This is a genomic window from Nocardia sp. CDC153, assembly GCF_035818515.1.
GTDB lineage: Bacteria > Actinomycetota > Actinomycetes > Mycobacteriales > Mycobacteriaceae > Nocardia.
On sequence record NZ_JAYKYU010000010.1, the window covers coordinates 153,633 to 173,108 of the forward strand.

The window sequence follows — 19,476 nt, forward strand, 5'->3', positions numbered from 1 at the left end:
GTTTCGATGGCACTACTCCGAAGTTCTCCGAGACGACTGTGACAGTGCGGTTGCCCGCGCGTTTCCCCGCACGAGTGTAGCGGGCGACGCGCGGATCGCCGACGTCAGCGTGAGATATGAGCGAGATCTCGGTGAGATCTATGCCGCAGCGGAGTGACGTTTACGTGACTCCATACCGGAAATCCCTGGTCGGAGTGCATCTATGACGAGACATAGACCAAACGGTTTGGTGCGTGTTTGCTCCCACACACCGACACGCGCTCAGCTACTTCTCGGCGCGGCGGGCCACTGCGCGCGCGTGAGTTGCGCCGCGTCGGCCGCGTCGAGCTCGATATCGAAGACCTCCGCGAGCACCTTCGGTAGCTCGGCAACCTCCAATTCGCGTACTTCGTCCGATCCGTCCGGATAGTTGGTGGTCCAGGTGGTGCCGTCGAGGGTGTGCTGCAGCTCCGCGTGGAAGCGCTGCACGAACGGGCGCGTGGTGAACGGCGAACGCGGCGAGGTCGACACGTAGTGGTTGCCGACCGCGAAATCGACGCGGTACTGCGGGGTGGTGACGAAGGTGTGGCGGTCCACGAACCCGTCCCTACCGAACTGGTACAGCGTCCAGAGTTCGCCGCCGACCGGATCGGGCTGGGAATCCAGCCGGAAACGCCATGCGCCGGCGCTGAATTCGCCGCGGCCGGAGACGAGTTCGATCGGTTCGAGGGGTCCCCAGCCGAAACCGACGTCGCACAGCCAGATCCGGTCGTCGTCGGCGGTCTGGACCCGCAGCAACGCGTGCGTGGCCGGGCGCAGGTTGGTCGCGCCGCGGGTGACGCGCCCGGACATGGCGGTAATTTCGAAGCCGAGCCGCTCGAGCGCGGCGGCGAACAGCAGCACGTTCTCGTAGCAGTAGCCGCCGCGGCGTCGCCGGATCAGCTTGTCCTGCAGCGCATCCAGTTCGAGGGGTATGCCGCGGCCGAGGATGATCTCGAGATTCTCGAACGGAATCGTGGTGGTGTGGGCACGCACCAGTTCGCGCAGGGTGGCCAGGGTGGGCGTGCGCTCACCGGTGAAGCCGATCCGGGCCAGGTAGGCGTCGAGGTCGAGCTCCTCGCCCAGCCAGGTGTACGTGGGATCCGCCGGTGTGGTCATCACTGCCTTCCTGTCAGGTCGTTCGCGATGATCAACCTAGTTCGGCGGCCCGGTGTTCCGCCGTCGGGCTAATTCGTCGCGTTCACGAGTGTGGGCAGGCCCTCACGGTAGGTCGGATAGGTGGGCTTCCAGCCCAATTCGGCGCGGGCCTTGGCATTGGAGACGCGAATCGAGAAGTCCAGCATCTGGGCGGCGGCCAGCGGCGAGGTCAGGCGCAGCAGCCGGGCCGGGATGCGGCGGGGCGGGCGCGCGCCGACGGTCTCGGCCATGGCGTCGAACATGGTGCCCCAGGTGATGGGTTCGTCGTCGACGATGTTGTAGGCCTGACCGGGGACGCCGTGTTCGAGGGCGGCGACGGTCGCGGCGGCGGCATCGGTGAGGTGGATGAAGCCGGTGTAGCCGGTGACGGTCTTGGGCAGCGGGAACACGTGCATCTTCAGGGCGCGCACGAAGGTGTCGGATGCGCCCGGGCCGTAGAACAGGCCGTAGCGCAGGGCGATTCCGTCGATGCCGGGTGCGCGCCAGGCGCTCGATTCGGCCTCGTGCAGTGCCCCGATGATGCCGTCGTTGACGTCGCCGGGGATGCGGCCGAAGGGCTCCTGCTCGGTGACCGGAGTGCTGCCGTGGTCGCGCAGGCCGTAGCCGACGATCAGCGATTGCGTGAGATACCTGCGCGCACCGGTTCTTTCGGCCAGCTCGACCAGGTGTTTGCTGCCGATCTCGCGTAAGGCGTTGGTGCGCAGCAGGCCCGGGGCGTGGTAGTGGGTGGGCGGGGAATAGCGGTAGGCGGTGAGCTCGTGGATGATCGCGTCGGCGGTCAACCGCTCGGTGGCGCGCAGCAGGTCCGAGCGGTCCATGACATTGGCGATCAGCGGGGTGGCCCCGAGCGAGCGCGCGATCTCCGCCCCGCGTCCGCCCCTGGTCAGGGCGTACACCTGATGTCCGGCCGCCCGCAGCGCGGTGACCAGCGGCCGTCCGATCGCTCCCGTCGCTCCGGCCACCACGACCTTCATTGCGCTTCACCTCTTCTCAGCACGCCTGTGTCCCTTCGAGGGTAATGTCCGGGGCGGGAGGGGTCAGGGGGTGGACACCATGGGTGCGGGAACCTACCGTCAGTCCATGATCGCGCTGCTGGACCGGCTGCGACTGTTCACGATTCGCGAGTTCACCACGCACTGGGGGCGAACGGTGGCGTCGATCGTGGTGCTGTCGGTGTGTTCGGCGTTCCTGGTGGCCGTGATCGGCATTTCGGGCTCGCTCACCGGGTCGATCGAGAAGTTGACCAGCGGGCTGGCGGGCAATGCGGCCCTGGAGATTTCGGGGGTCACCGACGCCGGATTCCCCCAGCAGGTGCGCGCGGATGTGGCCGCCGTGCCGGGGGTGGCGGCGGCCGTGCCCATGTTGCGTGCCAGTGCCGGACCGGATTCGGATCGGCTGCTGGTGTTGGGGGTGGATTCCTCGAGTTCCGCGCTGGACAGCGATCTGAAGGGGGCCGTGCGGGGCGATGAGCTGGCGAGCCTGTTGACGGTGTCCAACGGCGTATTGGCCGGGCCGGGAACGGGATTCGCGAAGGGGCAGCAGGTGCAGTTGGGGCCCGTGCGGGTCACCATCGCGGCGGTATTGGGTGGGAAGCAGCTGGCACAGCTCAATGGCGGGCATTATCTGGTGGCTCCGCTGCCGGTGGCGCAGCGGATCACCAATCGAGTCGGGGAGCTGGATTCGGTGATGATCGTCGCCGAGCCGAATACCGATCGGGCGCAACTGCGTTCGGCGGTGGCGGCCGCGGTGGCGGGTCGGGCGGTGGTCGGCACGCCGAGTGCGCGGGCGGCGCAGACCGGCAATGGGATTGTCATGGTGCGGTTCATCGCGTCCATGGGCGCGGGGCTGGCCTTCGTGGTGTCGGCCTTTCTGATCTACAACACCATGAGCATGGCGTTGGCGGGGCGGCGGCCGGTGATCTCCATGCTGCGGGCCATCGGGGCGCGGCGGCAGACGATCGTGCGGGATGTGCTCGCGGAGGCGTTGGTGCTCGGTGTGGTTGGCGGGCTGCTCGGGTCCGGGCTGGGTGTGCTGGTGGGCCGGTACGCGATCAGTCTGCTGCCGGGTGCGTTCACGCAGGTGATGGATGCTCGGCTGCAATATCTCCTGCCCTGGTACGCGATTCCGGTCGCGATCGTGGCGGCCACGGTGACCAATGTGGCGGCGTCGGCGGTGGCGGCGCGGCAGGTGTATCGGGTGTCGCCGGTGGAGGCGCTGGCCCCGGTCGGCGCGTCGCGGGCCGACGTGGTGTCGACGCGGTTGCGGGTCGGGGCGGCCGCGCTCGGGGCGGTGTTGGTCGTCGCCGCGATTGTCGTGCAACGCGCTCATCTGGGCCTGTTCGCCGCCGCCGCACTGGGTTTCGCGCTCGGTGCGGAGATCCTGCTGGCCTTCGCCTGCGCCGGTCCGATCGTCCGGCTGGCCGCGGCCTTCGCGCGGCGGCTGGGGTCGGCCGGAGTGCTGGCGGGGGTGAATATCGACCGCGCCCCGCGCCGCGTGTGGGCGACGCTCATGACCGTCACCATCGCCGTCGGCATGACCATCACCATCACCGGCGCGAACGCGGACGCAACCCGTTCGGCCCGAGAGACTTTCGCCTCGCTGGGCGACAACGACGCCTGGGTGGCGCTCAGTGCCGAGGACATGACACCCACCACGTTGCTGCCGGACGACGTCGTTCGACGGGTTGCCACCGTGCCCGGCATCGACCGCACGGTCGAGGGGCAGCTGGCATTCGCTTCCCTCTCCGGCACCAAAGCCCTTGTCTACGGGGTGGATCCGGGCAGCAACTACTCCATGTTCCACTCCCTGGCCCCCGACACCCAGCGACGGCTGCTGGCGGGCGAAGGCATGGTGCTGTCCCGGGATCTGGCTCGCACCCTGGGTGTTTCGGCCGGTGACGACCTCACCATGCAGACACCCAGCGGCGAGCGGCGCACCCGCGTCCTGGAAACGGTCTCCTACTTCTCCGCGCTGGCCGGGACCGCCGCCATGAGCCTCACCCTCATGCGCGACTGGTTCCAACGTCCCGGCTCCACCACCCTGCAGATCGACGCCGCCCCCGGAGTCGATCGCCATCAACTGATTTCGGCGCTCCGTGCCGCGCTGCCCCCGGAGATCCACGTCTACTCCGGAGCCGCGGCGCTGGACGGCATCAGCCGCGCCATGCAGGAGGGCCTCGTCCTGTCCCGGATCATGCTGGTGATCGTCGCCTTCATCGCGGCCATGGCTCTGCTGAATACGCTGACCCTGGCATTGCTGGAGCGCCGCCGCGAACTGGGCATTCTGCGGGCGGTCGGCTCCAGTCGCCGATTCGCGCTGCGCATGGTCCTGGCCGAAGCCGCTGCCATCGGTGTCATCGGAGCCGGGTTGGGCGTGCTGTTCGGCCTGGCCGACCAGTTCTTCTACTCCCTGCTGGCCACCGACATGCTCGGTATCGACGTCACCTTCCGGCCCGGCCCCCTGCTGGCCGTATTCACCGCCGCCGCACTGGCTTTGAGCCTTCTCGGCTCGATCCCGCCCGCGGTGCGCGCCTCCCGACTCAATATCGTCGAGGCCGTCAGCGCCGACTGACGACAGGAGGTACCGGCTGTGGTGCGGCCGGGCCGATGTATCGCGCGGCTGGACGGATGATCTTCCCGGTGTCGGCCTGTTCGAGAATATTGGCCGTCCAGCCGATCACCCGGCTCACCGCGAAGGTCGGGGTGAACATGGGCCGGGGGATGCCGCACAGTTCCATGACCACGCCAGCGTAGAACTCCACGTTCGCGTAGATGCTGCGGCCGGGTTTGAGTTCGGCGAGCAACTCGACCACACGCCGTTCGACGGTGGTGGCGAAATCGACTCGCGCGCCGCCGAATTCCAGCGCGGTCTCGCGGAGCAACAGGGAACGGGGATCGTCGGTGCGGTAGACCGCATGGCCGAAACCCATGATGCGGTCCCCGTTTCGAATCTTGGCGCGCACCCAGTCGTCGATGCGGTCGGGTGTGCCGATTTCGTCGAGGCTCTCCAAGGCGCGGTCGGGTGCACCGCCGTGCAGCGGGCCGGTGAACGCGCCGATGGCGGCGATCAGGGCCGAGGCGATATCCGCGCCGGTGGATGCCACCACCCGGGCGGTGAAGGTGGACGCGTTGAATCCGTGGTCGATCGTGGCCACGAGGTAGCGGTCGATGGCGCGGACGGCGCGTTGGTCCGGGAGTTCGCCGGTCAGCTGATAGATCCAGTTGGCGGCGGTGGACAGATTCGGTTGCGGCTCAATGGGTTCCAGCCCCCGATGCAGCCGGTGGAGTGCGGCCAGGATGGTCGGGGTCATCGCGCACAGACGTAGCGCGTCACGGCCACACGTGGCCGGATCGGCATCCCAGAGCGGGGGCAGGTCGAGGACGGACGCCAGCATCGAGAGGGCGGTGCGCAGTCCGATCATCGGACGGAACTCCGCGCCGGTGGCGGCGGCCAGCACCGGCAGCAGTTCGTCCGGCAATTTCCGCAGTCTCGCAACGGTATTGGTGAATTCGTCGAGTTCCGCCGCCTCGGGCAGCCGTCCCTCGAGCATGAGGAACCACACCTGCTCGAAGGTGCAGCCGCGCGCCAGCTCGATCGCCGAGTACTGCCGGTAGTGATAGAACCCCTCGCTCCCGCGCACGTCCGAGAGCCGGGTCTCGGCCGCGATCACGCCGCGCAGTCCCGCGGGTACCTCGATGAGCTCGTCGATGGGAGTCGTATTGATCGTCATTGTTCAGACCTCCTCTCCCTGAACAATGACGAGGCCGATCAACTACAGTCAATATTGATCCAGTCAACATGACTCCCGAAGGCGCAGCTCATGGCCGACGAAAGTGACGCACGTTACCTCACCACCGCCGAGGTCGCGGACCGCCTCGACATCAAGCCCGCCACGGTCTACGCCTACGTCAGCCGGGGTCTGCTGACCAAGGTCCCCACCTCCGACCGCCGCGGCAGCCGCTTCCGCGAGGACGAGGTCTCCCGCCTCGCCCGCGGCCGCCGCCCCGGCTCAGGCCCCCGCGGCACGGTCGACGACATCACCACCGAAATCTCGCTCCTCGACCGAGACGAGCTCTACTACCGCGGCCACAATGTCGCCGACCTGGTGGCGGCCCACCGCGTGGAGTCCGTCGCGAATCTCCTGTGGACAGGCGAACTCTCGACCCCTGCTACCCAATTCACCGCGCCCCCAGAGATTCTCGCGGCCACCCGCGCGGCAGTCGCCGCCCTACCCGCCCAGGCCCGCCTCTCCGACCGCCTGCGGGTAGCGGTAGCCGTAGCGGGCGCAACCGACCGGTTGCGTTTCGACCTGTCCCCCGAAGGCGTCCTGCGAACGGCCGGAATCCTCCTGGCCGTCGAACTGGACGCGCTCACACCCACCCCACCGACCTCGGGCACCCTCGCCGAAAGGCTGTGGCCCGCACTGACCGACCACCCCCCGAACATCCCCCTCCTCGACACCGTCCTCACCCTCCTGGCCGACCACGGCCTGGCCGTCTCCACCGTCGCCGCCCGAGTAGCCGCCAGCGCCCGAGTCCACCCCTACGGCACGGTATCCGCCGCCCTCGGCGCCCTCGACAGCCAATACCACGGCGGCGCAAGCACTCTCGCCCACCGCTTCCTCACCGACGCCATCACCGACCCGCTCGGAGCAGTCTCCGAACGCCTACGCCTGGGCGGCCCCCTCCCCGGCTTCGGTCACCTGATCTACCAACAAACCGACCCCCGCGCCGACCTCCTGCTCACCACCCTGCGCACCATTCCAGCCGCCACCCCCGCCCTGAACGCGATCGACACCCTCAAATCCCAACTAGCCACTCCCCTAGTGGCCCTCCCGAACATCGACCTAGCCCTAGCCGCCCTCATGCACACCTACAACATGCCCCCCGACGCAGGCGAAGCCATCTTCGCCCTAGCCCGCACCCTAGGCTGGCTAGCCCACACCCTCGAGGAATACACCGAACCCCCCATGCGATTCCGCCCCACCAGACCCCAAGCACCCCAGTAGTTCTCCCACCGCACAGTGATCGTGAGCCAACCGCGCACTTTGCGAACTGTATGGTCGGTCAAGTCATGCTGATCTTGCTACTGGCGCTCGCGGGCTTCGCCTTCCTGGATTCCCTGCACGTCCTGAACATAGGCATCACCGCGGCGGTGATCGTCGACAGCCGACTAGGTCGCCGCTCCCCGGTCCCGGGTGCCTTGAGCTTCATCGCGGGAATCTTCGCCGTCACCACAGCCTTCGGGATCTGCACGGTACTGGGCCTGAGCTTCCTGACAGATCTCCTGCACTTCGACATCACCCCGACCATCCGCTACCGGGCAGAACTCATCGCCGGAGTCGTCCTACTGCTACTGGGCGCAGTTCGCCTACCGAGCGGCGCGACCGCCGCAATCCCACCCTGGGCGATAGAAGCACGCCGACGCCCCGCACTACTGGGCCTGATCGGCGCCGGTGTCGGCCTAGGTCAAGCACCAACAGCAGTCCCATACCTGACCGCACTGGCAATGCTCTCGCTCCGAGACCCCCGACCACCGTTTATCGATCCGAATCCTGTTCCTAATCTTCGGAGCGGCCCTCGTAGCGAACGCAACCCGCAACCACTCGTCGCTATAGCAGCCCCCCAATCGATCCGAGCGCTGACGCCGCCCTGACCACCCACCCAAAGTTGATCATGGGCCAAAACCTGCCCAATGACGACCAAATTGACAGAAACCTGCCTTCCAACAGCGATTAGTGCACGGATAGGCCCATCCTCCAGACCCGGCACGCGCCCGCCACTCCCCGACCGCGCCCCGGCTGCTGCCGAGCCCCGGGTCGCTCCATCCGCTTCCGAGGCCATGGCACGATCACGAAGGGCGTTGGTAGTGCTGGAGCGGTAACGGCGGGTGGGGGTTTGGCTGCGGGGTGGGGGTTAGAGGCGGGTTGCGGTGTGGACGAGGGTGGCTAGGGGTTGGGAGGTGTTGTGGGGTGGCCAGGCTATGACTGTGGTGACGGGTGAGGCGTCCGATACCGGGACTATGGCGTGGTTTTCGCGGAGGTGGGGGCGGACGGAGTCGGGCATTATGGCGCAGGTTCGGCCGAGGGCGATTAGTTGGGTTAGTTGGGTGTGGTCGCGGATTTGGGGGCCGGGGCCGTCGGGGTAGGTGCCGTCTCGGCGGGGCCAGCGGGGGAAGGGGAGGTCCGTCTGGGATTCGACCTCGGCCATCGAGATGTGGGGGCGGGTGGCTAAGGGGTGGCCCGCGGGGAGGACCAGGACCTGGGGTTCGGTGTGGAGGTCTTCGGTGGCGAAACCGGTTGTGGAGTCGAAGGGGCGGTGGAGGAGGGCTACGTCGGCGCGGCCGTCGCGTAGGAGGCGCTCCTGTTCGCCGGGGCCGGACAGGATCACTTCTACTGGCACGGCGTTCGGTTCGGCGGCGTAGGCGTGCAGGAGCTTCGACAGTAGTTCGCTGGACGCCCCGGCCTTCGTGGCCAGCACTATGCCCGGCCGGTCGGCGGCGGCCCGGCGGGTGCGGCGTTCGGCGGCTTCGACCGCTTCGAGGGCGGCCCGGGCCTCGCGGAGCAATACCGAACCGGCCTCGGTCAAGGTGATCGCGCGTGAACCTCGGTGCAGCAGAACGACTCCCAGTCGCCGTTCCAACTGCTGAATCGCGCGCGAGAGCGGTGGCTGGGCCATCGAGAGGCGCTGGGCCGCGCGGCCGAAGTGCAGTTCCTCGGCGACGGCGACGAAATATCGCATCTCTCGCGTCTCCACCGGGTCATGGTATCCGGCGGTGACCATGACCAATACCCGTGCGGTATGGCCGACCACCCGATCGGTCTTGGACGCCGTACCCGGGGCCGCAGCAGGATCGGCGATATGAGTGAACAGACGATCGCGCTGGTGACCGGCGCGAACAAGGGAATCGGATACGAGATCGCCGCCGGGTTGGGCGCGCTGGGCTGGCGAATCGGGGTGGGCGCGCGGGATCGGGATCGCCGCGACACCGCGGTGGAGAAGTTGCGCGCGGCGGGTGTGGACGCGTTCGGGGTGCCGCTCGATGTGACCGATGACGAAAGTGTTTCCGCGGCAGCGGAATTGATTGCCGAGCAGGCCGGGGGGCTCGATGTTCTGGTCAACAATGCCGCGATCACCGGCGGCACGCCGCAGACCCCGACCACCGTCGATCCCGCGACCGTGCGAGCCGCCGTGGAAACCAACGTGATCGGCGTCATCCGCGTCACCAACGCGATGCTGCCCATGCTGCGCGCCTCGGCCGCACCGCGAATCGTCAATCTCTCCAGCAGCGTCGGCTCGCTGTCCCTGCAAACGGCCCCCGGCCTCGATACGGGCCCGATCTCCGCCGCGTACTCGCCGTCGAAGACGTTCCTCAACGCTGTCACCATCCAGTACGCGAAAGAGCTGCGCGACACCAACATCCTGATCAACTGCGGCTGCCCCGGTTACACCGCCACCGACCTCAACGGCTTCCAGGGCGTCCGCACCCCGCAACAGGGCGCGGCCATCGCGATTCGCCTCGCGACCCTGCCCGACGACGGACCGACCGGCGAATTCTTCGACGACGCCGGAGCCGTGCCCTGGTGACGAATCAGGCCGCGCACTTGGCGTTCGGCGGGGCGGGTGGGGCGGTGTCGATGCCCGCGGCGATGTCGATGAGGTAGTCGTGGCCGCCGAGCGGTTCGGTGCCGAGCAGGAGTCGTTCGACCGCGCAGCCGGATTCGAAGAAGACCGGGTTGATGCCGTGTTCGCCGGGGACGATGTGGCCCTCCAGGTCTCGACCGGTGGTGACCGTGTAGAGGGAGGTGGGTTTGCCGGTGGCGGTGAGGGCGGCCCGCATTTCCAGCGAGCTCGCGTAGGGCACCAACGCATCCGCGGTGCCGTGCAGCAGGATCGCCTGCTTCACGGAGATGCGGCTGGCCTGGAAGGCGGGCGAACGGTCGATGTAGGACTGGGGGCAGGTGAGCGGGTTGCACCCGCCCGCGTCGCGTTCGATTTCGGGCCGGAGGGATTTGCCGGGGAGATTGGACAGCAGCCAGGCGCTGATGTCCTCGGCATGGCCGAAGGTGTCGACCCAGTAGTCGTAGGTGCCGGGTGGGGCGTAGGCGGCGGCCAGACCGCTGGTCACGCCGCCCTGGCTCCAACCCCACAGCACGGTCGGTCCGATGCCGGGGTGTTCACCGCGATACCACTGGGTGGCGGCCACGGTGTCGCGCCATCCCGCCCAGACGTTCCATTCGCCGGTGCGCCACACGCCGTCGTCGGAGCGCTGATCCATGGCGACCAGCGCCGCGCCGGTCTGCCGCACCAACGAGGCCATGTACTCGGGAAAATCGCTGGCACTGCCGTCGTGGCCGTGCACAGCCACGATCAATCCCCGTGCCCCGCCGTCGGGTTCGTACACGCGCCCGGTGGCGGTCTCCCCGTCCACGGTCAGGCTCACGGGCCGCATGGACACCCCGTCGGTCGGGGTGCTCGAAACCTCCGGGGCCGCAACCATCGTCGCGGCGAGCATTCCGGCCACCGCGCCGATCACCCGCAACCCCGGCCATCGACCCACGCCCGGCATCGTCGCACGGCGGCGCGGCCGGCCCGGGTACCCACGCCGAAACTTGCACGGGGTGCAACCGGATCGGGTTGCGGGCCGTTAGGATTCGACCATGCGTTCGATGGATGCCGCGGAGCGGCGGGCTCGGCTGGGAACCCGGCATCGACTGGCCACGCCGACCCGCAGCGATGTGGTCGACGAGATCGCGCGTTCCCTGGTGGTCCTGCACGCCACCGATCCGGCGACGGTGTACCTGTCGGTCGCCGCGCGCGGGATCGCGATCGAGCCCGGCCATATCGAGAAGGCGCTCTACGACGATCGGACGCTGCTGCGCATGCTGGCCATGCGCCGCACCATGTTCGTCGCGCCGGTCGACCTGGTGCCGGTCCTGCAGGCGTCCACCGCGGATGCCTTGGCGCACAAGCAGCGCCGGACCTATTCCCGCTATATCGAGCAGGCCGGGGTCGTCGACGGGAACATCACCAAGTGGTGGAACGAGGTCGAGGCGGCGACCCACGCGGCACTGCTGGCCCGGGGCAGCGCGACGGGAGCGCAATTGAGCAAGGACGTGCCGCGCCTGCGTACCCAGGTCGACATCGCGCCGGGCAAGCCGTATTCGAAGCCGACGAACATCACCACCTGGGTGCTGGTCACCCTCGGCTGCGAGGGCCGCATCGTGCGCGGGCGACCCAATGGCAGCTGGGGCAGCAGCCAATACACCTGGGCACCCATCGAATCCTGGCTGCCCGACGGCATTGCGGCCATGCCCGTCGACACAGCGCGGGCCGAACTGGTGCGGAAGTGGTTGCGCGCCTTCGGTCCCGCACCGGTGAGCGATATCAAATGGTGGACCGGCTGGACACTCGGCGAGGTGCGCAAGGCGCTGGCCCACGTGGACACCGTCGAGGTGGACCTCGATGGTGAGACCGGCCTGGTCCTCGCCGACGACCTGGATCCGACACCGCCACCCGAACCCTGGGCCGCGCTGCTCCCGGCTCTCGATCCCACACCGATGGGCTGGCAGTCCCGCGACTGGTACCTCGGCCCGCATCAGCCCGCCCTGTTCGACCGCAACGGCAATGTCGGCCCCACCGTCTGGTGGGACGGCCGCATCATCGGCGGCTGGGCGCAGCGTTCGGACGGCGAAATCGTCTGGCGGCTGCTCGAAGACGCGGGTTCCGACGCGGAGCAGGCCATCGCCGCCGAGGCCGAACGCCTGCGCGCCTTCTACGGCGACATCCGCCCCATCCCCCGCTTCCGAACCCCGCTGGAACGCGAACTCACCGCGTGACCGCCACACCGCACGACCCGCTTCTCAGCTGAGTGCCAGGATTTTTCTGCGAGCCTACCGAGCGGCCGACTGTTACTGTCGATTGCGTTGGTTCGCACAGTCCGGGCTGGGACACGGGGAGTCATGGGTCCGGAAGTTCTACGGAGTTTGTCATGGCGTTCTCGAATCGGCTGGTCTCCCCCGCCTCCCCACACACCGATTCGACGGGCCGCCCGCCCAGACCGGAACCGCGAAACGACCTGTGGGGCGAGTCCTTCCGCGATGCCGCGCTCGGCATGTGCGCGGTGCTCTCGGCCACCGACGGCCGCATCGATCCGGCCGCACGCATGCGGGTCGCCCAAATGGTCGGCGCGCACGAGGTGCTCGGCCGTCAATCCGCCGACGATCTGCGAAACCTGTTCGAGGACAACTGCGCCCGCCTCATCATGGACCCGGCCTTCGGGCACGCGTATGTGATGGCGCAGATCGCCAAGGCCACCGAGCAGCCCGAGCACGCGCGGGCGGTGGTGCGCATCGGTTTGATCGTCGGGCGAATCGAGGGCGAACTCGACGCCCACGCGGTCACGGTGATTCGCGAGGCTTGTCAGGTATTGCGCTTGGACCCGCACGAATTCGGTATGTAAAGCCCTCTGGCTTTTGCTGGACAGTGGCCCGTCGCAGCGCGCATTCTTGGGACGTTTGAATGCCTAGCGAGGGGATTCACTCTGCATGGCTCTTCAAGGGTTCCTCAATATTCTGCTCGACACCGTCCACCCCAATCGGGGTTGGCGTTACTGCGCCTGGTGCGAAGGCTCCGGGGCCGCAGGGTATTCCGCGAACGGGTCGGTCATCCTGTGCACGGGATGCGGTGGCATCGGCTGGTTGGTCGATCCGCCTGTGTATCGCCGCTGAACAGCGCATTCGTCCCCGGCCGAGTGGCACGCCGGGGACGAATCGAGCAGGTCACATATCGAGTCCGAGATCCAGTACCCGGACCGAATGGGTGAGCGCGCCGACGGCCAGATAATCCACGCCGGTGCGCGCGTAATCGGCCGCCTGATCCAGCGAAAGTCCGCCCGAGGATTCGAGTTTGGTGCGCGGGGAGCGAGCATCGCGGCGCTGCACGGCCGCCTGCGTGGCCCACAGCGGGAAGTTGTCCAGCAGCACCAGTTCCACGTCCTCGGCGAGCACCGCGTCGAGCTGTTCGAGGCTGTCCACCTCGACCTCGCACTCGATGTCGGGATCCAGCTCCCGCACGGCACGCAGCGCGGCAACCACCGAGCCAGCCGCCACCACATGGTTGTCCTTGATCAGCGCGGCATCGCCGAGACCCATGCGGTGATTCACGCCGCCCCCGACCCGGACCGCGTACTTCTGCAGCGCGCGCAGCCCGGGCAGGGTCTTGCGGCTGTCGCGAACCCGGCACTTCGTCCCGGCGACCGCGTCGGCCCATTGCGAAGTGGCGGTGGCGATCCCGGACAGGTGACACACCAGATTCAGCATGGTCCGCTCGGCGGTGAGCAGCCCGCGCGTCGGCGCGACCAGGCTCAGCACCTTATCGCCCGGCCGCACCCGCGTCCCGTCCGCGACGCGGCCGGTGACCTCGTAGTTCCCGGCCCCGATCACTTCATCGAGCACCAGCAACCCGACATCCAACCCGGCCACCGTCCCCGGCTGCCGAGCAGCCATGTCCGCCTTGGCTACCGCATCCTCCGGCACCGTGGCCACGGTGGTGATATCCGGCCCGTACCGCAGATCCTCGTCGAGAGCGGTGCGGATCAGCGCGACAATCTCGTCGCGATCCAGTCCGGCGTCGAGAACCATTACTGCACTCCTTGTTCGATGACATGTGTTGCGCCCCGGCGCGAGTCGCCACCGCCCGATCTACCGTGCCGGGCGGAGGTGACCTTCCGCGCAACGGTCGCGAGGTCCTGGGCGGCGGGGTCCGTCTGGACGGCAAGGTCTTTCATCGCGGCACGCCGTTCACGAGACGGCCCCGGGCGGTAGCCCAGCGCCCGGCCGCACCCGGCTCCGCGTCGTCGGTGATCAGCTTCGGACGCCCGTCCGAGCCGAGCCGCAGCACCGAACTGCGCCGCAATTCCTCGCGTGGCTCGGTGTAGTCCGAGCGAGTGTGGCAGCCGCGGCTCTCGGTCCGCGCCGCCGCCGCGACCAGCAGCGCCCGCGCGGTCAGAGTGAGCGCCGAATCCTCCAGCTCGCGGATGATCACCGCCGCCGAATCCGCAGCGGGGCTGTCCACGGTGCGGCTCCGGTCCCATTCGACGGTGATATCGGGCGCGGCGTTGTCGGCGATGAGGCCGACCATGCGGAGGATCGCTTCGCGCAGGCCGTCGCCGTCGCGGACCACTCCGGCGCGTTCGGTCATCAACTCCTGGAGGAGTTTCCGGTCGGCGCGAGGGAATCGGAGGGGGCCCACCTCGGTGACCGGGGCGGACATCCCCCGACGTTCGGTGGCGGCCACGCCCGCACGCTCGCCGACGACCAGGCCCTCGAGGAGGCTGTTCGACGCCAGGCGGTTGGCACCGTGCAATCCGGTGCGCGCCACCTCACCGGCGGCGTACAGGCCGGGAACCGCGGTGCGACCATGGGCGTCGGTGAGGATGCCGCCGCACTGGAAGTGGGCGGCGGGGGCGACCGGGATCACATCGATTGTCGGATCGATGCCCGCCGCCAGGCACGACGCGGTAATGGTCGGAAACCGTTGGGGGAAGCCATCGATCGAGCGGCCATCGAGATAGACGTGGTCGGTGCCGAGCTCGGCCATGCGCGCCGCGATGGCACGTGAGACAACGTCGCGCGGAGCCAGATCGCCGCGCGGGTGCACCCCCGCGGTCACCGAATTGCCTTTGGTGTCCACGAGTATCGCGCCCTCTCCGCGCACGGCCTCGCTGATCAGCGGGCGACGGCCCAGTCCTCCCGGCGTGAACAAGACCGTCGGGTGGAACTGCACGAATTCGAGGTCGGAGACCAGCGCCCCGGCGCGCAATGCCAGGGCGATACCGTCCGTGGTAGCTCCGGCGGGGTTGGTGCTGCATGCGTACAGTTGCCCCAGGCCACCGGTGGCGAGCAGGACGGCGGGCGCGTGCACGATGCCGAATCCCTTGTCCGACACCACGATAACGCCACGCACACCCTCGGGTCCGGTGACGATGTCCAGCACCGCCGCGCCGAAGATCACCGGCATTCCCGCCGCGTTCAGCGCCCGCTGCACCTCCGCGCCGGTGGCGTCGCCGCCCGCGTGAATGATGCGGCGCGTGCTGTGCCCGCCCTCGCGGGTCCGCGACACCTCGCCGTCACGGCCCAGGTCGAAGACCGCGCCGAGATCGGTGAGTGCCGCCACCGCGTGCTGACCGCCCTCGACGATGGACCGCACCGCGTCCTCGTCGCACAGCCCGGCCCCGGCCACCACGGTGTCGTGCACATGGGATTCCACCGAATCCCCGTGCGGCGCAACGACGGCGATGCCGCCCTGCGCGTACTGCGTCGAGGTGTCGGTGGGTCCGCCCTTGCTGAGCGTCAGCACCCGCAGGCCCTGCCGCGAGGCGGTGCGCGCCGCGGTCAGTCCCGCGACGCCGCCACCGACGACCACCAGGTCCGCCTCGGCTTCCCAGGTGATGGAAATCGATGTGTTCACCATTGCTCATCCCTCCCCTGACGGGGTGGGCGTGGCTATTCGCCGCCGCCCGGATTGCCGATCTCGATCATGCGCTGGACCGAATTGCGGGCCAGGGCAGCGGTTTCGGGATCGACGTGGACCTCGTCGCGGTTCTCCACCAGGCAGCGGAGCAGGGCGGCGGGGGTGATCATCTTCATGTACTTGCAGGAGGCGCGATCGTTCACGGCCTGGAAGTCGATGCCGGGGGCGGCCTTGCGCAGCTGGTGCAGCATGCCGACCTCGGTGGCGACCAGCACCTGGTTGCTCTTCGCGGCCTTCGCGGCGTCGATCATGCCGCCGGTGGACAGGATGTGCACCCGCTCGGCCGGGAACTCGCCCGCGCCCGCCAGGTAGAGAGCCGAAGTGGCGCAACCGCATTCGGGGTGCACGAACAGCTCGGCGTCCGGGTGGGTGCGGGCCTGCTCGTTGAGCTCGTCGCCGTTGATGCCCGCGTGCACATGGCATTCGCCCATCCAGATATGCATGTTCTCGCGGCCGGTGACGCGCTTGACGTGCGCGCCCAGGAACTGGTCCGGCAGGAACAGCACCTCGCGGTCCGGGTCGATGGAGGCGACCACGTCGACGGCATTGGACGAGGTGCAGCAGATGTCGGTGAGCGCCTTCACCGCGGCGGTGGTGTTGACGTAGGAGACCACCAGCGCGTCCGGGTGCTCGGCCTTCCAGGCGCGCAGCTCGTCGGCGGTGATGGAGTCGGCCAGCGAGCAGCCCGCGCGCTGGTCGGGGATGAGCACGGTCTTCTCCGGGCTCAGGATCTTGGCGGTCTCGGCCATGAAGTGCACGCCGCAGAACACGATGGTGTCCTCGGGAGCCTCGGCCGCGATCCGGGACAGTGCCAGGGAGTCGCCCACGTGGTCGGCGATGTCCTGGATCTCCGGGAGCTGGTAGTTGTGCGCCAGGATGGTGGCATTGCGCTCGCGCGCCAGTCGCTTGATCTCCGCGGCCCACTCGGGGGTGGCCTCGACACCGGTGAATCCCGAGGGCCCGTCGGCGATGCGCTCGGTCAGCGTCATCGTCGCGCCTAGTGCTGCAGCCATGGCATGGCTCCTTCTCTCATGCGCCCGGCAACTTCGCCGATTCGCATCCAACCGGTTTTCGACTTAGAATCGAAAACGTGGCCCATCGTAGCACCATCCACGAAACGCTCACCGCGGTGTTCCAGGTTCGTCGCTTCCCCGACACCATTCGTGCAGGTGAGAGCCCTAGCGTGGGTGGGATTGCCGTTTCCGACCGCTGCCCGCCCGGCTGGCACACCGAATTGGCGGTGCTGCTCTGGGAGCGCGCGTTGGACCCCGCCAAGGGCACCTGGTCACTGCCCGGCGGCCGTCTGCGCGACGACGAGGATCTCGACACCTCGGCCGCGCGCCAGCTCGCCGAGAAGGTCGATGTCCGCGAGCTGAACCACCTCGAACAGGTCTGGGTCTTCAGCGATCCGAACCGGGTCCCCGGCGACCGCCGAATCGCCTCGGCCTATTTGGGTTTGGTCCCCATGACCGCCGAGCCGGTGCTGCCCCACGACACCCGCTGGCATCCGGTCTCGGCCCTGCCGGACATGTCCTTCGACCACGGCACGGTGGCCCGCCACGCCCGAAACCGCTTGGCCGCCAAGCTTTCCTACACCAATATCGCCTTCGGCCTGGCCCCCGACACGTTCACCATGTCGACTCTGCGCGAAATCTACTGTGCGGCACTCGGATACGAGGTGGACACCACGAACCTGCAGCGAGTCCTGTCCCGCCGCAAGGTGATCACCCCCACCGGCGCCACCGCCTCCCCCGGCCGCTCCGGTGGCCGCCCCGCCGCCGTCTACCGCTTCACCGACTCCGAAATCCGCGTCACCGACGAATTCGCCGCCCTTCGCCCGCCGACGTGACCCGCGGGATGGAACTGACAGTGAATTGCCAGCATTGCTCCGTAGGGTGGTCCGGTCGGATGTAACGCGAAATGCGCTGTGTCCGACGGGCAAAACGTCCGCGATCTCAGCGACAGGTCACCGAAGGAGAGTCATGGCATCACCGGTTCGCATCGGATCCGCCCTCGCCGGAGCCGCTTTGGCGGTCGCCGCGGTATCGATCTCGGGATCTGGGACCGCGAGCGCCGACACGGTGGTCGCCAACCCGGCCGACTACCTGGTCGGCGACACGGTCTACTTCAGCTACGGCAACCTCGCCAACTGCGCCATGCGCCCCAACGGCGATGTCGGCTGCGACATCACCAACGGCACCATGAACTGGTACGGCCTGCAGGTCTCGAACATCTCCATCGACGTCGCGATCCTGCCCGCCCACCCGGCCCTCGGCCCACTGGGCCAGCACGGCCGCCCCGGCAGTCCCCAGCTCTCCGGCGGTGGCCCCACCCCCGGCTCCAACTCCCCTTACGGCTCCGACGCCACCCTCACCTATGGCGGTGCCACGTGCTCGGGCAGCGGCTTCCGGTCCGAGGTCACCTGCACCTCCAAGGGCCACCAGTTCAGCTTCGGCTTCACCTCCGGCTACAACTGAGTGACGTAGAAGCGATTCCCGTCGGGGTCGCTGAACTCGAACATCGGTGGGGCGGTTTCCCATTCGAGGAGATCGCCCACCTGGAGACCGAGCTCGATCAGAAAGGCACGCGCCGCACGGGCATCGGGTGTGCCGAGCCGGATCCCGGTGTCGATCCCGGCGGGCAACTCCGAACTGGCTTGCACGAGCGACAATGTCGGTCCCCCACCCGCCAACGTCAGCTCCACCCACCGAAATCCCGGCCGCAATTCCCTATCGAACGACGTCTTCAACCCGAGCCCCTCGAGCAGCCCCTTCGCCCGATCCTGATCGGACACCGGCACGGCAACGGTGAGCACAGTCGTGAATATGGCTTCAGTCATAACCATTGAGACGCCCCGCCGACCCCGAATTCATCGCCCGAAGCCCCTAATTCTTCCGCCCCGGAGCCTTCATACCCGACTTGAAGCCAAGCCCACCCGGCTTGGCAGCGGGCGGCGTGGCCGAGCCATTGGCCTCCGAAACGCCATTGGCCTCGGCGATTCCGTTGCTCTCCGGTTCGGCCGGGATAGCGGCGGCCTCCGCAACCGAATCGGCCAGGGCGGCAGGCGCTTCCGGTGCCGGGACAGCAGGCGCGGCGGCACCCGGAGCCTTCGGTCCGGGGCGCTTCAGGCCGGACTTCATGGCCAGACCCTTGGGCGCGATGGACGGCTTGGCCTCGGCAGCCGGGGCCGATTCGGCCGGAGCAGACTTGGCACCGGGGGCCTTGAGGCCGCCCTTCATGGCCAGCCCGCCCGGCTTTGCCGCCGGAGTCGCGGGGACCTCCGCGGCGGAGGCTTCGGCTGCGGCGGAAGCGGTTTCGGCCTTCGCGCCCGGAGCCTTGGCGGCACCCTTCATCTGCAGGCCCTTGCCACCGGGAGCCTTGAGGCCGCCCTTCATGCCGAGCCCGCCGGGCTTGGCGGTCGGAGCCGCCTTCGACGTGGCCTCGGCAGGCGCTTCGGCCACAGCGGCCTTCGCGGGTTCGGGGGCCGGAACCGGTTCGGGCTCGGGGGCCTTCGGGGTCTGGACGACCTTCAGGTTCTCGGTCAACGTCACCGCATCCACACGCTCGATGGACTGCAGCATCAGCTGGGCGACGTCGACGACCTCGACACCCTGGCCGACCTCGCCACCGTCCTTGCGGGCAGTCACCCCATCGGTGAGCATCACCCGACAGAACGGGCACCCCGTCGCGATCATCGACGGCTCATTCCCACCACCGAGGGTGTCCAATGCTTCGTCGACACGGTCGATATTGATGCGCTTACCGAGCT

17 protein-coding genes and 1 pseudogene are annotated in these 19,476 nt (G+C 68.4%); 8 read left to right on the forward strand and 10 right to left on the reverse strand.

Going from position 1 to position 19,476, the window contains the following annotated elements; genetic code table 11:
* Positions 1 to 261 precede the first annotated feature (261 nt).
* Positions 262 to 1,137 (reverse strand): arylamine N-acetyltransferase family protein, encoded by an 876-nt coding sequence (locus tag VMT65_RS37775; RefSeq protein WP_326313547.1) that lies wholly within the window; start codon positions 1,135 to 1,137, stop codon positions 262 to 264.
* Positions 1,138 to 1,205: 68 nt separating this feature from the next.
* On the reverse strand, positions 1,206 to 2,150 hold the full coding sequence (locus tag VMT65_RS37780) for an NAD-dependent epimerase/dehydratase family protein (protein WP_326313548.1): 945 nt from the start codon (positions 2,148 to 2,150) through the stop codon (positions 1,206 to 1,208).
* A 79-nt stretch (positions 2,151 to 2,229) separates the two neighbouring features.
* Here VMT65_RS37780 and VMT65_RS37785 point away from each other — a divergent pair, with 79 nt between their 5' ends.
* Positions 2,230 to 4,746, forward strand: coding sequence for an ABC transporter permease (locus VMT65_RS37785; RefSeq protein ID WP_326313549.1), 2,517 nt, complete (start codon positions 2,230 to 2,232; stop codon positions 4,744 to 4,746).
* Here VMT65_RS37785 and VMT65_RS37790 read toward each other — a convergent pair.
* Complete coding sequence (locus tag VMT65_RS37790; RefSeq protein WP_326313550.1) at positions 4,733 to 5,905, reverse strand: citrate synthase/methylcitrate synthase; 1,173 nt, start codon at positions 5,903 to 5,905, stop codon at positions 4,733 to 4,735. The two genes, VMT65_RS37785 and VMT65_RS37790, sit on opposite strands and share 14 nt — an antisense overlap.
* Before the next feature lie 90 nt (positions 5,906 to 5,995).
* Between VMT65_RS37790 and VMT65_RS37795 the strand changes: the two genes are divergently transcribed.
* Together VMT65_RS37795 and VMT65_RS37800 are read left to right on the forward strand one after the other, a co-directional pair.
* Positions 5,996 to 7,183: a citrate synthase gene (locus VMT65_RS37795; RefSeq protein WP_326313551.1), complete on the forward strand. Its 1,188-nt coding sequence runs from the start codon at positions 5,996 to 5,998 to the stop codon at positions 7,181 to 7,183.
* A gap of 65 nt (positions 7,184 to 7,248) precedes the next feature.
* The gene (locus tag VMT65_RS37800; protein WP_326313552.1) at positions 7,249 to 7,830 is read left to right on the forward strand and encodes a GAP family protein; all 582 of its coding nucleotides are present in this window, start codon (positions 7,249 to 7,251) and stop codon (positions 7,828 to 7,830) included.
* 260 nt (positions 7,831 to 8,090) lie between these two features.
* Here VMT65_RS37800 and VMT65_RS37805 read toward each other — a convergent pair whose 3' ends face one another.
* Positions 8,091 to 8,930 (reverse strand): LysR family transcriptional regulator, encoded by an 840-nt coding sequence (locus VMT65_RS37805; RefSeq protein ID WP_326313553.1) that lies wholly within the window; start codon positions 8,928 to 8,930, stop codon positions 8,091 to 8,093.
* Positions 8,931 to 9,035: 105 nt separating this feature from the next.
* Here VMT65_RS37805 and VMT65_RS37810 point away from each other — a divergent pair, with 105 nt between their 5' ends.
* Positions 9,036 to 9,761: an SDR family NAD(P)-dependent oxidoreductase gene (locus VMT65_RS37810; protein ID WP_326313554.1), complete on the forward strand. Its 726-nt coding sequence runs from the start codon at positions 9,036 to 9,038 to the stop codon at positions 9,759 to 9,761.
* Between the two features lie 4 nt (positions 9,762 to 9,765).
* On the opposite strand, the gene VMT65_RS37815 is transcribed toward VMT65_RS37810, so the two are convergent.
* On the reverse strand, positions 9,766 to 10,743 hold the full coding sequence (locus VMT65_RS37815) for an alpha/beta hydrolase family protein (RefSeq protein ID WP_442790392.1): 978 nt from the start codon (positions 10,741 to 10,743) through the stop codon (positions 9,766 to 9,768).
* A 91-nt stretch (positions 10,744 to 10,834) separates the two neighbouring features.
* Between VMT65_RS37815 and VMT65_RS37820 the strand changes: the two genes are divergently transcribed.
* Positions 10,835 to 12,013 (forward strand): winged helix DNA-binding domain-containing protein, encoded by a 1,179-nt coding sequence (locus VMT65_RS37820; protein ID WP_326313556.1) that lies wholly within the window; start codon positions 10,835 to 10,837, stop codon positions 12,011 to 12,013.
* Between the two features lie 152 nt (positions 12,014 to 12,165).
* Positions 12,166 to 12,636, forward strand: a complete 471-nt coding sequence (locus tag VMT65_RS37825; protein WP_326313557.1) for a tellurite resistance TerB family protein — start codon at positions 12,166 to 12,168, stop codon at positions 12,634 to 12,636.
* Positions 12,637 to 12,955: 319 nt separating this feature from the next.
* On the opposite strand, the gene nadC is transcribed toward VMT65_RS37825, so the two are convergent.
* The 3 genes from nadC to nadA all read right to left on the reverse strand — a co-directional run bounded on the left by nadC (position 12,956) and on the right by nadA (position 16,720).
* Positions 12,956 to 13,816 (reverse strand): carboxylating nicotinate-nucleotide diphosphorylase, encoded by an 861-nt coding sequence (gene nadC / locus VMT65_RS37830; protein WP_326313558.1) that lies wholly within the window; start codon positions 13,814 to 13,816, stop codon positions 12,956 to 12,958.
* Positions 13,817 to 13,958: 142 nt separating this feature from the next.
* On the reverse strand, positions 13,959 to 15,647 hold the full coding sequence (locus VMT65_RS37835; RefSeq protein ID WP_326313559.1) for an L-aspartate oxidase: 1,689 nt from the start codon (positions 15,645 to 15,647) through the stop codon (positions 13,959 to 13,961).
* A gap of 32 nt (positions 15,648 to 15,679) precedes the next feature.
* On the reverse strand, positions 15,680 to 16,720 hold the full coding sequence (gene nadA, locus VMT65_RS37840; protein ID WP_326313560.1) for a quinolinate synthase NadA: 1,041 nt from the start codon (positions 16,718 to 16,720) through the stop codon (positions 15,680 to 15,682).
* A 77-nt stretch (positions 16,721 to 16,797) separates the two neighbouring features.
* On the opposite strand from nadA, the gene VMT65_RS37845 reads away from it, so the two are divergent.
* Positions 16,798 to 17,556 (forward strand): NUDIX hydrolase, encoded by a 759-nt coding sequence (locus tag VMT65_RS37845; RefSeq protein WP_326313561.1) that lies wholly within the window; start codon positions 16,798 to 16,800, stop codon positions 17,554 to 17,556.
* A gap of 133 nt (positions 17,557 to 17,689) precedes the next feature.
* On the forward strand, positions 17,690 to 18,184 hold the full coding sequence (locus VMT65_RS37850; protein WP_326313562.1) for a hypothetical protein: 495 nt from the start codon (positions 17,690 to 17,692) through the stop codon (positions 18,182 to 18,184).
* Here VMT65_RS37850 and VMT65_RS37855 read toward each other — a convergent pair.
* Complete coding sequence (locus VMT65_RS37855) at positions 18,175 to 18,546, reverse strand: hypothetical protein (protein ID WP_326313563.1); 372 nt, start codon at positions 18,544 to 18,546, stop codon at positions 18,175 to 18,177. The two genes, VMT65_RS37850 and VMT65_RS37855, sit on opposite strands and share 10 nt — an antisense overlap.
* Positions 18,547 to 18,592: 46 nt before the next feature.
* Positions 18,593 to 19,476: pseudogene (locus tag VMT65_RS37860) on the reverse strand (Fe-S oxidoreductase); the annotation flags it as partial.

Bases quoted from the DNA above. Each gene is read 5' to 3' on its own strand.
- VMT65_RS37775 (WP_326313547.1), bottom strand. From the start codon at position 1,137: ATGACCACACCGGCGGATCCCACGTACACCTGGCTGGGCGAGGAGCTC.
- VMT65_RS37780 (WP_326313548.1), bottom strand. From the start codon at position 2,150: ATGAAGGTCGTGGTGGCCGGAGCGACGGGAGCGATCGGACGGCCGCTG.
- VMT65_RS37785 (WP_326313549.1), top strand. From the start codon at position 2,230: ATGGGTGCGGGAACCTACCGTCAGTCCATGATCGCGCTGCTGGACCGG.
- VMT65_RS37790 (WP_326313550.1), bottom strand. From the start codon at position 5,905: ATGACGATCAATACGACTCCCATCGACGAGCTCATCGAGGTACCCGCG.
- VMT65_RS37795 (WP_326313551.1), top strand. From the start codon at position 5,996: ATGGCCGACGAAAGTGACGCACGTTACCTCACCACCGCCGAGGTCGCG.
- VMT65_RS37800 (WP_326313552.1), top strand. From the start codon at position 7,249: ATGCTGATCTTGCTACTGGCGCTCGCGGGCTTCGCCTTCCTGGATTCC.
- VMT65_RS37810 (WP_326313554.1), top strand. From the start codon at position 9,036: ATGAGTGAACAGACGATCGCGCTGGTGACCGGCGCGAACAAGGGAATC.
- VMT65_RS37815 (WP_442790392.1), bottom strand. From the start codon at position 10,743: ATGCCGGGCGTGGGTCGATGGCCGGGGTTGCGGGTGATCGGCGCGGTG.
- VMT65_RS37820 (WP_326313556.1), top strand. From the start codon at position 10,835: ATGCGTTCGATGGATGCCGCGGAGCGGCGGGCTCGGCTGGGAACCCGG.
- VMT65_RS37825 (WP_326313557.1), top strand. From the start codon at position 12,166: ATGGCGTTCTCGAATCGGCTGGTCTCCCCCGCCTCCCCACACACCGAT.
- nadC (WP_326313558.1), bottom strand. From the start codon at position 13,816: ATGGTTCTCGACGCCGGACTGGATCGCGACGAGATTGTCGCGCTGATC.
- VMT65_RS37835 (WP_326313559.1), bottom strand. From the start codon at position 15,647: ATGGTGAACACATCGATTTCCATCACCTGGGAAGCCGAGGCGGACCTG.
- nadA (WP_326313560.1), bottom strand. From the start codon at position 16,720: ATGGCTGCAGCACTAGGCGCGACGATGACGCTGACCGAGCGCATCGCC.
- VMT65_RS37850 (WP_326313562.1), top strand. From the start codon at position 17,690: ATGGCATCACCGGTTCGCATCGGATCCGCCCTCGCCGGAGCCGCTTTG.
- VMT65_RS37855 (WP_326313563.1), bottom strand. From the start codon at position 18,546: ATGACTGAAGCCATATTCACGACTGTGCTCACCGTTGCCGTGCCGGTG.